Below are 12,788 nucleotides of genomic sequence, written 5' to 3' on the forward strand. Positions count from 1 at the left end.
ACGAGTCCTGGTTAATTTTATTTTTTTCCTGAGATATAAACAGTTTTTCCTTTGATAGTATAATCAAGGTTATCTGATGCTTTAATTACATCCAGCACATAGGTCAGTGACTTATTACTAAACTTTGCAAACAGCCTGTAGTTGGCAGTTTCAGGATCAGAGAAAATAATCTTTACATCATACATCTTCTCAATCTTAGCTGCTGCTGATGCAAAACTTTCATTCCTGAATACGAGTAACGCAGACGCCCATCCGGTTACATCATCTACATCATATGCCTGCTCATAATAATGGCCATCTTTATAACGCAGCTGACGACCTGGTGTTAACGTATAGGCTTTTTCATCTACAGTTACCTGTACTTTACCATCTACCAGCGATACAGCCGTATCAGAAACATTAAATCGTGTACCCAGTACATTTACAGATAGCTTACCGGCGCGTACAGAAAAAGGATGATGTGCATTTTTATTTACTTCAAAGAAGGCTTCTCCTTTAAGTATAATTTCTCTGCCTGATTGCTTAGCATAACGGATCGTACTTTTTGGAGCAAGATGCACCAGTGTACCATCCGGTAAACGCAGGTGTAATACCTGTCCAGCCAGACTCCTCTGCTCTATATAACTATTACCTGGTCTGTAAAACAACAACGCACAGGAGATTACCATCACCGCTATCATAGCAGCTGCAGCTATATATCTTACCCTTCTCCTGGAAGCAGCTATCTTATATTTAACGTTCTTTAATCCGGCAGTAATTATTTCATTATCCTGCACTTTATCTGTTGTCCATATTTCCTGCAACACAGAAAAAGTCTCCCTGTTTTCTGCTGATTGCTGTAACCAGTCTGTTAAAAAAGCCTCTTCTTCAGTAGTAGTTTCCGCATTAAAATACCGTGCGATCAATAAATAAATGTCCTGCTGTTCCAATCAATTCGTTGTTTAATAGCAGTAAGACGTATTTCAGGTGAAGGATCGTGACAAGAAAAATGGAGTTAACAGTTTGGTAATATTGGAAAGGATTCGCTTAACTATTTGGTAACACAGCATACGATGCCTTCAGTGATTTCATCGCACGGAACATATGTGTTTTTACAGAGTTTACGGATATATTCAGCAATCCTGCAATCTCTTCATAACTGAATCCTTCATAGCGGTTCAGCTGAAATACCAGTCTCATTTGAGGGGGAAGCTGGCTGATGAGAGATTGAATACGATGTGTTACGTCTTTGTACATCAGCAGATGGTCCGGTTGCTGGTAACCCGCAGCAGCAGTATCATTCTCTTCGGGGATATGGAAGATAATTTTGCGTTTACGGAAATAATCGAATACCCTGTTTTTAACAGCAGTATATAAATAAGCGCTTAATGTATTGGTGATAGTGATCTGTTTGCGGTTATTCCACAAGGTGCAGAACATCTCTGCAACAATATCTTCTGCTTCATCAGTTGGATAGGGTATTAAGACCTTCGCAAAGTTCAGCAGCCCTTCATAATATCTTTTGAAGATAGTATCAAAGGCATCTTCACTGCCGGAGATGAATAATTGCAGGTATTTGTCTTCATCAAAAAGATCCTGGGCCATTACAGCACGAAACTAAATAATAGGCCCCGTTTTGAATGTTAGCTTTTCATTAAGGATGTTACTACGAATAATACACCAAGAGGTCCGGCGTATTGTGCAAGAAATTGCCGGATATAACGAAGTGTTTCTACCTGTACATTCTTCACCCTGCTTTTGGAAAGGCGTAGTTGCTGTGCAATGGCTTCATGGGTCATTCCTTCCTGGCGACTTAATCTGAAAATAGTCTGCTGTTGTTCAGTCAGTTGCGCAAAAGCCTTATTGATCAGTTGCTGGCTTTCCCGGGCGTCCAGTTGTTGCTCGATACCATCTGCAGGAGCGCTGATATTTGCCCATACACGGTCCATCAGTTTTTGTTGCTGGGCTATTTTGCGCAGGTGGTCCAGCGTTTTATTCCTGGCTATCATGAAGATATAATTGCCGATATGGTCTATGGAGGGTAGTTGTTCCCGGCTGGTCCAGAGCTTTAAAAAGGTTTCCTGTAAGATATCCTCTGCATCTACGGCAGAATGGGTAAGGTGATACACAAATGCAGATACCGTCCTGCTATGCCGGTCATATAGCTCCCGGAAGGCTGTTTCATCCCCTTCCCTTAGCTTTTGTAACAATTCGGTATCGGTAGTTGACTGCATGAGTTTTCTCCTCAGATCTCTCCTTTAGCTGCTTTTTGGTGAGTATTCTGCTAAAAATACAAAAAAAAGGCTCCCTTAGGGAGCCCTTTTATATAAATATGATCGGGGATTATCTTTTAATAAGCCGTTTCATCAGCACCTATATCCACCCGGCTATTCTGTATACGGGTTTGTTTGTCGATATCAAACTCCTGGTATCCAAGTACAAAGGCAGGGTCTCCGGTATTAATACAGGCAGAACCGCTGGCCAAATGCAGGTTAGGTGTTGTACTGCTTACAAATGAAGGAATGCCATAAGTAGAGTGAGCATCCAGGCCTGTCGCAGTTTTAAAATCAGCAAGTGAGCCATATCCGGTTCCGGTAATACCACCCCAGTCGAAAGCAACATTGGTAGCAACACCTGAAACAGAATAATACCGGTTGTAATCCATAGACAGATTAGTAGTAGTATAACCAGATAATGCAATTACCTCTAAATTATTAGCATTCCCGGATTGTATGATATTGTTCTTAATACTTAAATAATCTGTATTCTGAATATGGATTTCGCCTCCCCATCCATTTTGGGTATAATTCTTAAAGAAAGTATTATTCGTAATAGATGAATAGGTTACTTTACTGTTCGCCGCATTGGCACCAACATAAATGCCCGCATCAATATTATTATAGATAAAATTGTCGCGGATATTAATACCGTTTGCAACAAATCCATTGTTCTCACAACCAACACTTACCCCTACACCGTTCTGATAAATAGTATTCCCTTCTACATTCACATACTGTGCACCATCCACATAAATACCTGCACTAACAGCCGCCAGGGATACGCATTTATACACAATATTATATTTCACATTTCCATTGCGTGCATAGTTCACGCTGGCAGGTGCACCTGTCCAGGAATAATGACCAGCTATATCTATTCCGATATTCCTTACGTTGTGAATAATATTGCTTTCAATCAGGAAGTTTTCAATATTACCATTCAGTGTCATAGATTCACTATAACCTGTATTACAACTATATATCTGGTTACTACCGATATAGATCTTATTGTAGGAAGAATCCAGAGAACCAACAACTACAAATGGATTTGCATTTTGTGTAGAAGTAGGGATAGCGGTAGAATCGGTGGTATAACCTACGTTATAAATTTTGCAGGAAGTTACCTGTACATCTGTACCAGCACCACTGATATAAATACCGGATGCGTTCAGACGGATGTTATTGGCAATGCTGATGTTGTTGATGCGGATATGACTTTTGCTGGCCACTGTGATCATCGCATTTGCTGTGCTGCTGGTGGTAGTGCTGCCATCAAGAATTACAGTACCTCCGGCATAATTGGTTAATGTAATCGGCGATGTAGAATCTGCACCGGAGTTGGGCCATGTAAGCCTTTCTCCATAAGTACCTGCAGCTACATAAATGGTACTGCCTGCACCATTTGTGGTCTTATTGAGGGCTGCCTGGATGGTTTTTAGTGCTGTAGATGAAGAGGTACCTGCATTCGCATCATTCCCTGTAGGGCTTACATAATAATTGGTGATAGTCAATGTGGTAACGGCCAATGCATCTTTGTTGGTAAGCTTGGTTACATTTTCTTTATTACAGGCCGTGGCCGCAATAATCAGCAGGCATGCTGCAATGGTGTTTTTCATAGCAAAACTACATTTAAAGGTGAGTGGGTTTGGGTATTTTCATAGTAAAGACGAACACGCGGGCAGGTAGGACCGCGGAAAACTGATTTTTTTCTAATAATAAAAAAAGCCGCCCCGTATAAAGGAGCGGCTTACTATAATAAGGACTTGATACCTATCTCTTATCTACATTATACTTTGGCATCACCAGGTACCGTACAATGGTATGTGCTGTGAGAGACAGTAACAATACCACACCGATGATCATCAGTTGTTTGCCCGGTGTATCAAATACATCCAGGATCCCTGATACCTGTTTCCCTGCATACAGTGAAGCCAGTAAAAAAAGAAGGCCTCCACAGATCCAGAGTGTAATGTGAGAATACAGATATCGCGTTTTCTGATATCCGTTTTTCCCAAATGAAGTAAACAGCAATACTACGTGTGCTAAAAAAAAGACCAACGCCAGAATAGCAAGGGAGTTAAATGCGGTCATAACAATCGATTTAAGTTGTGGTTCTAATGATTATCTAATATAATATAGTGGAATTCTATTATTATAAAGATAATTTTTTCCTTTAAAACGAGAAAAAAATATCATTTGGCGACTTAGTTTGATTTTTTTGGATGGAGCTTCGCACCATCACAAAAAAATTGAAGGGGTTTTGCAGGGCTTCGCCCTGCGCCCAAAATCAAACTGAGTCACTACTATCATTTGCCCCACTCCTTGAATTAATGGTCATGTGGCGCATCCCCATGAGGAGCGCCTTCCGGCCCACCCACTGGCAGCTTCTTTGGTTCCGCTTCTCCGTTGTGACAAGTATAACAGGAGATTGTCATAATAGACTGACCACTCTCATCTTTACCTGATTTGAAGAACTTCTTATTGATCTTATTGGTCATCCTCATCATCTCCCTGGTGGTTTCCTTCTCTTCCTTCTCATCACTGGCAAAATCCATCTTCTGCGGATTATCCTTAGACTTTGCATGGCAGAAGTCGCACTTCACACCTAGTGCCTTGTTATAGAAGTGCATGTTTTTCATCAGTTCTTCATGACTGATATTCTTAGGTAATACCTTAAGATTCTTGGCCTTTTCTTCTTGTGGGGGTAAGGCAAGGGAACACAGCATCGCCGCCACTACCAGTGACAACGGTACAGCAAGTGACTTTTTAAATTGCATGGACCATGGATTTTGTAATAAATAATAAGCTCCTCAGATTATTATTGAAACTTACAAAAAGAACCCCAGATATCAATCCTTATTTTATATAAACGGCAGATTAAACATGCAAACAGCCCGCTCCGGATAGTTGTAAAACAGGAACAGGCTGTCGCTCAGTTGTAGGTATAAATAACTTTCAACCGTTAATATAGTGCTTTTAAACATTTCATCACCATACATTCTTTGGGCAGGAGTCATCATACTTGTTTCCAATAATAAAACCAAGAATGATCTCATGTGTGCCTTTCCCGTAGGTAGCCAGTGCAGTAGTGGAGTTGTCGTAAGAATATCCGATATTAAACTTGTTTGAAATATTTACGCCCATCATCCCGGCAAAGCTGTCTTTATGCCGGTAAGTGGCCCCTACCCATATCAGGTCCCTGTATTGCAGCTTGGTATTTACATCTACCTGCACCGGCAATGGATTGATATATTTCACCATTACGGATGGGATCAGGTTAAAATCATCTGTAAGCAGGAAACGGTAGCCACCTGTAAAGAACAGATGTGGCACCGTCTTTCCTGTTTCTGCAGTTACTGCATGATTGGAAAAGTTAAGACGAGATGGTACAATCTGCTGTGCAGATACTCCCACAAAATAATCTGCTGAATAGAGGTACAAGCCAGCCGTCATATCAAACTTCGTTGTATTGACGATACCGCTTGAATAAACAACAGGATCAATGGTCGTATTCTCAAAATCCAGTCCCGAACTCTTCAGACTGAAACGGCTGATACCTGCGCCAAAACCTGCGGATAAACTGGTACGGGGCGTGAGTCCTATATGATACGCATAGGTACCATACACACTCAGGTTGCTTAAAGGCCCTGTTACATCATTGATGACCTGCAAACCTACTCCATGATGAGGTTCTGCGGCCGTATAGTCTTCCCAGTAACGATGCCCCCTGGGGTTCTCTCCTGGTACTGCAAAAGAAGTAGCGGTAGTGCGATAGTCCTTTTTGCCGATAGGCCCCTGTATGGTGAAATAAGTGGTAACCGGTGAACCACTCAGTCCCGTCCACTGGTGCCGGTGGCTGACCTTAATATCCCAGTAATTCTCTATACCGGAAAGGGCAGGATTGATGATATACTGGTTAAGGATATATTGTGTGTAATGCGGCTTCTGCTGCGCATAAGAACCGGCAGCAAAAAAAACGCCCGCACACAGGATTATTACTTTCTTCATCGTCTGTATTTTTATCGCAAAATCACTACCCAACCGGTAGGATTTTTTCCGAAACCAGTTTTGAGATCTATCACATAATAATAAGTACCTACCGGTAATGGCTTGCCATCATAGGTACCGGTCCATTCGTTGGGGTATCCCCTGCTTTTGAATACCAGTTGCCCATACCGGTTAAATACAGAAAGATCTGCATCGGGATAAGTATCCAGCTTTTGTATTCTCCAGGTATCATTGATTCCATCATTATTGGGAGAGAATGCATTGGGAATGATGATCTTCTTATACACCCTGATAAACACTTTATCAGATGCGGTCCCGCATCCATCTCCGGATACTACCGTCAACGTATAAGTGGTATCACTGTCTGGTGTTACAATGGGATCTAAAATAGTAGCGTCTGTGATATTATATACTGGTGTCCAGGAGTATGTAACATCTGTACCTCCTGCTATACCGGCTAACTGTGCAGGGTCTCCTTCAAAGATCCGCTGATCCGGGCCTGCATCAGCTGTAGGTTTTTTCCATACAAATACTGATACCTCATCGTATGCTTTACATTGCCCGTTACTGACTGTCAATAAATAAGTAGTGGTATCAGTAGGAGAAGCAACTGGTGATGCGATAGAAGAATCGGATAAACTGGAAGCCGGAGACCATAAATAGGTACTGCCTCCACTGCCCTGTAAAGTAACGGTACTACCTTCGCAGATATTTACATCACTGCCGGCATCTGCAACAGGTGCAGGATTTACATCCACTACCGTAGAATCTGTATTACTACAACCCAGTGCCGTCGTCAGTGTTACGTAATATGTTCCATTGCCTGCTGATGTAATACCATTGATCACAGGATTCTGGGAGGTACTGGTAAACCCGTTGGGGCCTGTCCAGCTGTAGGTAGCTCCGGTGGAAGAACTTAATTGCAGGGTATCCCCTTCGCAGGTAGGATTGTTGCTGCTGGCTGCAGGGTCCGGATTGTCATCTACTGTGATGGTGATGACATTAGAGGCAACACGGCAGGCAGAAGAGCCGATGTTTGCAGTCTGTGCGGCTGCCATCCTGTACAGGTAAGTACCGGGGGCTGTAGGCAAACGTGTATACGTAGTACTGGTTGCACCGGCGATGTCCGTCCAGGTAGTGCCTGAATCTGTACTCACCTGCCACTGATACGCGGGACTGGTATACCCGCTGGATACTGTGCCTGTGAGGGTGAAAACCGTTGCATCGCCTTTACACACTTCTGCAGAAGTTCCACCACTGCTAATTACGGCGCTTACACTGGGTCCGCAGGGACGGAACGTGATATCATCCAGCGCCAGGTCGTTGGCTGGTGCGCCACCCGGACTGCTATTACTCATTTTGATGATCACATCTGATGTACCGGCCGGAGTGGTAAAGTAAAACCCAAACTGCCGCCATACAGGACCACTGCTGGTCCTCGCAATACTACCAGTGGTATAGGACTGAATAACAGTGCTGCCATCTGACGATAAGATAGAGAAAGTAATATTGGGAGGATTATTATCTGAAGACCGTAACAGGTTCACTACCCAGGCGGCAAATTCATATGTTGTATTGGGACATAATCCGGATACTGATTTCTGATAGAAATAATCCGTTACAGAGGTACTGGCATTTACCACCATCATATAACCACCTGTATTCCCCGTATGGTCTGTGGTAGACCACCAGACATTCCCTGCCCCCGCAGTAGTGTTTTCAACGGTATAAGATCCATCATAAGGGAAGCTCTGTGCCACATAAGAGTAAGTAGTGATACCACTGCCTAATGCGCCGGCAAAAGTAGCTGTACCAGCGCCAAAGTCTAAGCTCACAACAGGATCCCCCAGACTGCCTGTACATAACTGTGCCTTTGAGGTATATGAGATACACATGAACAACATAAGCAGGCAATAGCCTTTAATGGTCCAATAGTTGGGCAATTTCATTGTTTCGATTGATTATAACAGGTATAGTGTGCTCGCGTATGCTCTTAGTGGGGAATAGAGGTTGAGTGGTAGAACAAAAATATCCTAATAGGGTTAATAGGGCAAAATAATATGCGAACGGGAATTATTTATAGACGAATGGTAATAAAAAAGAGTTGTACCGGCAAACCGGCACAACTCTTTTTCAAATAAACCTTCTTTATATATTAATACGCAGGATCAACCGGGGTATTAGTATTACCATTACGTTCAACAAACGGGAAAGGGAAATAAGTGCGTTTGCGCTCCGCTACAGGGCGTTCAAATCTGCGCTCATCTTCCAGTGCCAGCCCTCCCATAAATAACTCAATACGACGGTGTTTGTAGATCTGTAAAAGCAGGTCCGCTTCTGTAGTAACCACTACTCCGGGTAATGCAGCACCTACACCATAAGGATCAGAAGCTGCTGTTTTAGTAACTACCTTATTTAACTCTATCAGACCATTCGTTACATCATGCATACGGGCATAACACTCTGCTTTGATAAGTGTGATCTCTCCGGGCAGGAATACTGGTATAGCCTGTGTGGTAGAAGTATAAAAACCTTTAATTCTAAAACGCGGACTGGTACCGATGTTTACATAAAACGGCTCACGTTTGTCTGCTGCATCAGGTTGTAATCCTACCGGTAAGCTCATTGCTGAATCTACTACCTGGTAAATATTATTGGTAGCAGCTACCAGTGTAAAAATAGGGTTAGTAGTAAGACTGTTATAATTAAAAGTAGAAGTTGTTGTAAGTGTTACACTGTTTGCTGCATCTAGTGCAGTTGCATAATCACCTGCAAACAATGCATATCGCGCTTTCAGTGCATACAGTGTATTTACAATATCAATACCTGCCGGTACATTCTTTGTAAAACTGGTACTAATCGCATTCGCAGACACGGTAGCTAATGCATTATTCAGAATACCTACAGCTTTTGTATATGCTGCCTGACTGGTAATAAATGTAGTGTTCGTACCAATTGTATCCGGCACATGATCCCAGAACATCGCCATATCACCAATAGCCAGTGCCTTGAAAATAGATGTATAAGCAATAACACCGCTGGCATAAGTTTTATCAGTCACTACCGCATTCGTATTATTTAATACGTTGTTGGCATCATAGATAATCTTGTTGGCATAAGTCCACATGCCTGTCACTATTGCATTGGTATTCTGCACATTCACGCCACCCAGTCCCAACTGATTTTCATCCGTATTACCCGCATTCACTACATACGTTTCTCCGGTCAGCAAACTGCTTGCGGTAATAGTAGTGTAAACAAGACTGGTCCTGTTTGCAGAATACAGATTCTGTAAACCTACAGCAACATCCGTCAATGCATTAGGTGAACTGAATGCCTTATCAGAAGAAGGCCCGGAAGGATCGGTGTAATCCTTTTTACAGGAAGTAACAGAGAACAACAGCAATGCCGCCATTATCGAACTGTTATATTTATTGATATACCTTTTCATAAATTTCTTTTTGATAGTTTAGAATTTGGCACGAAGAGCCACATTGAATGTTCTTGGAGCAGGTACCGTACCGAAATCAATACCACGAAGAACTGTACTCTGTCCCGCTGCATTCACCTCAGGGTCATATCCTTTGTAATTATCCCATGAATAAAGGTTTCTACCGCCTACACTTACAGTAAGATCACTGATGCTTTTTATCTTACCGATATTATAGCTTAATGATACTTCTCTCAGTTTTACAAAAGAACCATCATCTATTCTCCATTCCTGTATACCATATACACCGGCAATGTAACCACGTGGAATCTGTCCCCTGTCTTCCTGTTCTGCTACTTTTCCATTATCAACACCTTGTCTTGTTCTGAAGTCTGCATTAAATACACTTACATCCTGCACCGCATCCAGCTGTGTATGTAAACTGAACTTTTTATAGTTAAAGTCATTCGTTAAACTACCAGTCCATCCTGGATTAGGATCACCGATTTTCTTCTGCAGGGAAGAACCTGTAGGTAATCCATTTGCATCACGTCCAACAGTATAACTTAAAGAACTGTTTTGTTTACCCAGTTCTGTTAACGGAATACCTGCTGCGTTCTTCACTTCATTACCATTTGCATCACGCGCAAAGAAAGTACCATAGAAGAACCCTATTGGCTGACCAGCTGCAATAGCTACAGGAGCACCACTGTTAGTAGAATACAACACAAATGATTGTCCTATGCTGAGTGCTTTATTTCTGTTACGGTTAAAAATAGTGGTCAGCTCCCAGCTGAAATCTTTTGTTTTAACAGGGGTGATACCCAGCACCACTTCAATACCTTTATTGGAAAGAGAACCTACGTTATCCAAACGGGTGGTGAAACCCTGTGTAGGCGCAATAGCGCTGCTGATTAAAAGGTTCTCTACCTTCTTGGTATAATAGTTCACTGATAAGTTGATCCTGTTATCCCAGAAAGCCATATCAGTACCAAATTCCAGTTCCTTTTGTTTCTCTGGTTTTACTTCCGGATTGGTATAGGTAGTAGGTGACAGGAAAGAGGCACTACCTACAAAAGCGCTTGCACTGTAGGTATTGTATCTGTTATAAGCAGGGATACCGGTAAGGTTACCTGATTCTCCATAAGCAGCACGCAGTTTAAACAGGTTCCACCAGTTGGCCACACCTAATTTCTTCCAGTAATCAGTACCAGATACTACATAACTACCACTTAATTTGGTATATACCTGGTTTCTTTCATGAGGGCCGAATACAGAAGATCCATCCACGCGTAAGGCACCTGTAATAAAGAACTGATCACGGTATTTAAAGTTCTGTTGAATGAACTCACCTGAGATAGATAACTCTGTGCGCTGATCTGCACCGGTAATAGGTGTAGCTGCCCCACTTACTACCTGTACAAAAGGAGGTAATCCACGGCCTTGTTGTAAAGAATAGTGCGTTTTCTGATACTGCAGGGAGTAACCCAGTTGTGTAACAGAGGTTAATGACTCACTGATCTTCGCGTTATAAGTAGCATTCAGGTCATGGTTGATCAGGAAAGAATTATTATTACCTGTACTTGCATAACCATTCTGGGTAGGATCAAGCGTAGTACCACCACCAAAGAAACCTAAGCTCACATTATAAGCATAAGGAGGAATGAAAGTAGTACCATCCTGACTGTAATTATCTATACCCATGTGATAGTCTACTGTCAGGTTTTTTGTTGGAGTCAGTTTGATACCTGCACCTGCAATGATCCTGCTGGTTTGCTGACGCTGTTTGATGTCTTCAATAACTGAAACAGGATTCACACGTCCGCGTTCGCCTACTGCCAGCAGATTGCCCAATGCATCACGTTTCTGGATATCATAATAGTTACCAATGATGGTTACAGCATTCGTAGGAGAATAGAAGGTATTACCATCCGGTTTCTCGTTAGACTTGCTATACACATAGTTCATGGTAGCATTAAAGCTGATCCATTTATTTAATTCCTGGTCCAGGTTTAAACGGAAACTGTAACGGTTAAAATCTGTATTCTTTACAATACCCTGATTATATAAATAACCGGCAGAAGCGTAATACCTTGTTTTATTCTGACCACCCACAACAGATATATTATTATCAGAACCAACACCGGTACGGAAAATATAATCCTGATAATCGTAACGGTTTACGGCTGTTGTATTAGTAATGGTAGGAGTCAGTATCGTTTGTGTAGATACATCAGGAGTACCACCAAATTTGGTAGGAGCCTCATTTACATCCAGTTTTTTACGCAGTGAGTTTACATTAAAGCTGGTAGAGAAACTTACTACAGGAGCACCACCTTTACCTTTTTTGGTGAAGATCTGCACCACACCTGCATTCGCCCTGGAACCATAGATAGCAGCTGCTGCCGCACCATTCAGTACTTCAATACTTTCTATATCTGCGGGATTGATGTCCACCATACGGTTCTGTCCTACAGAACCAACAGAATTACCACCATTATAACTTGCATCTGCATTTGTAACACGGGTAGTAGAGTTATCAATGATAACTCCGTCTACGATATACAATGGATCTGTAGAACCACCAATCGTACTGATACCACGTAATTTTACAGAGATCCCACCGGCAGGATCACCTGAGTTCTGTGTTACCTGCGCACCCGCAGTTTTACCCTGCAAAGCTGCCAGCACGTTACCCGTAGCCCCTTTCGTCAGCTCATCCGCTTTCACTGTGCTGATGTAAGTACCCAGTTGTTTACGTGTTGTTCCTGCCGAAGTACCGGTGATGACTACCTCATCCAGTTTAGATACAGATGTACCTAAAACAGTATTTATAGTATAACTACTGGCACTTGTAATAGTCAGTGAACTTTCTTTTGCAGAAAAGCCGATACCGGAATATACGACCGTATAATTACCCGGCTTCAGATCTGCAGTCAGCACATAATTACCATCTGCATTTGTCTGCGTACCAAATTTGGTATTTTTAACGGCAACGGTTATACCTGGTATTGGCGCACCTGTTTCATCAGTTACTTTACCTGATAGTTTAACCTGAGCAAAGGCCGCAGCTGTTAAACTATGCATAACAA

General features: G+C 42.2%; 10 protein-coding genes. All 10 read right to left on the reverse strand.

Features of this window, described 5'->3' with window-relative positions; genetic code table 11:
- Positions 1-17: 17 nt before the first annotated feature.
- The 10 genes from BMW86_RS04175 to BMW86_RS04220 all read right to left on the reverse strand — a co-directional run bounded on the left by BMW86_RS04175 (position 18) and on the right by BMW86_RS04220 (position 12,783).
- A complete protein-coding gene (locus BMW86_RS04175) occupies positions 18-929 on the reverse strand; it encodes a FecR family protein (protein ID WP_089779247.1) in 912 nt (303 codons plus the stop codon).
- Positions 930-1,026: 97 nt separating this feature from the next.
- Positions 1,027-1,584 (reverse strand): RNA polymerase sigma factor, encoded by a 558-nt coding sequence (locus tag BMW86_RS04180; protein ID WP_089779249.1) that lies wholly within the window; start codon positions 1,582-1,584, stop codon positions 1,027-1,029.
- Positions 1,585-1,622: 38 nt separating this feature from the next.
- Positions 1,623-2,213: an RNA polymerase sigma factor gene (locus BMW86_RS04185; protein WP_089779252.1), complete on the reverse strand. Its 591-nt coding sequence runs from the start codon at positions 2,211-2,213 to the stop codon at positions 1,623-1,625.
- A gap of 116 nt (positions 2,214-2,329) precedes the next feature.
- Complete coding sequence (locus tag BMW86_RS04190; protein WP_089779254.1) at positions 2,330-3,874, reverse strand: choice-of-anchor Q domain-containing protein; 1,545 nt, start codon at positions 3,872-3,874, stop codon at positions 2,330-2,332.
- 154 nt (positions 3,875-4,028) lie between these two features.
- Positions 4,029-4,349 carry a hypothetical protein gene (locus BMW86_RS04195; RefSeq protein WP_089779256.1) on the reverse strand — a complete coding sequence of 107 codons (321 nt, stop codon included), beginning with the start codon at positions 4,347-4,349 and terminating at the stop codon, positions 4,029-4,031.
- A 236-nt stretch (positions 4,350-4,585) separates the two neighbouring features.
- On the reverse strand, positions 4,586-5,035 hold the full coding sequence (locus BMW86_RS04200; protein WP_089779257.1) for a c-type cytochrome: 450 nt from the start codon (positions 5,033-5,035) through the stop codon (positions 4,586-4,588).
- A gap of 211 nt (positions 5,036-5,246) precedes the next feature.
- Positions 5,247-6,266, reverse strand: coding sequence for a PorP/SprF family type IX secretion system membrane protein (locus tag BMW86_RS04205; RefSeq protein ID WP_089779259.1), 1,020 nt, complete (start codon positions 6,264-6,266; stop codon positions 5,247-5,249).
- A gap of 11 nt (positions 6,267-6,277) precedes the next feature.
- Positions 6,278-8,215 carry a gliding motility-associated C-terminal domain-containing protein gene (locus tag BMW86_RS04210; protein ID WP_089779261.1) on the reverse strand — a complete coding sequence of 646 codons (1,938 nt, stop codon included), beginning with the start codon at positions 8,213-8,215 and terminating at the stop codon, positions 6,278-6,280.
- A 206-nt stretch (positions 8,216-8,421) separates the two neighbouring features.
- Positions 8,422-9,717, reverse strand: a complete 1,296-nt coding sequence (locus tag BMW86_RS04215) for a RagB/SusD family nutrient uptake outer membrane protein (RefSeq protein ID WP_089779263.1) — start codon at positions 9,715-9,717, stop codon at positions 8,422-8,424.
- A gap of 18 nt (positions 9,718-9,735) precedes the next feature.
- Complete coding sequence (locus BMW86_RS04220; RefSeq protein ID WP_255372842.1) at positions 9,736-12,783, reverse strand: SusC/RagA family TonB-linked outer membrane protein; 3,048 nt, start codon at positions 12,781-12,783, stop codon at positions 9,736-9,738.
- Positions 12,784-12,788 lie beyond the last annotated feature (5 nt).

This window comes from Chitinophaga sp. YR573 (genome assembly GCF_900110995.1).
GTDB lineage: Bacteria > Bacteroidota > Bacteroidia > Chitinophagales > Chitinophagaceae > Chitinophaga.

What these genes read in the sequence shown, in the direction of transcription:
- BMW86_RS04180 (WP_089779249.1), bottom strand. Translation starts at nt 1,584, where the DNA reads ATGGCCCAGGATCTTTTTGATGAAGACAAATACCTGCAATTATTCATC.
- BMW86_RS04185 (WP_089779252.1), bottom strand. Translation starts at nt 2,213, where the DNA reads ATGCAGTCAACTACCGATACCGAATTGTTACAAAAGCTAAGGGAAGGG.
- BMW86_RS04190 (WP_089779254.1), bottom strand. Translation starts at nt 3,874, where the DNA reads ATGAAAAACACCATTGCAGCATGCCTGCTGATTATTGCGGCCACGGCC.
- BMW86_RS04195 (WP_089779256.1), bottom strand. Translation starts at nt 4,349, where the DNA reads ATGACCGCATTTAACTCCCTTGCTATTCTGGCGTTGGTCTTTTTTTTA.
- BMW86_RS04200 (WP_089779257.1), bottom strand. Translation starts at nt 5,035, where the DNA reads ATGCAATTTAAAAAGTCACTTGCTGTACCGTTGTCACTGGTAGTGGCG.
- BMW86_RS04205 (WP_089779259.1), bottom strand. Translation starts at nt 6,266, where the DNA reads ATGAAGAAAGTAATAATCCTGTGTGCGGGCGTTTTTTTTGCTGCCGGT.
- BMW86_RS04210 (WP_089779261.1), bottom strand. Translation starts at nt 8,215, where the DNA reads ATGAAATTGCCCAACTATTGGACCATTAAAGGCTATTGCCTGCTTATG.
- BMW86_RS04215 (WP_089779263.1), bottom strand. Translation starts at nt 9,717, where the DNA reads ATGAAAAGGTATATCAATAAATATAACAGTTCGATAATGGCGGCATTG.
- BMW86_RS04220 (WP_255372842.1), bottom strand. Translation starts at nt 12,783, where the DNA reads ATGCATAGTTTAACAGCTGCGGCCTTTGCTCAGGTTAAACTATCAGGT.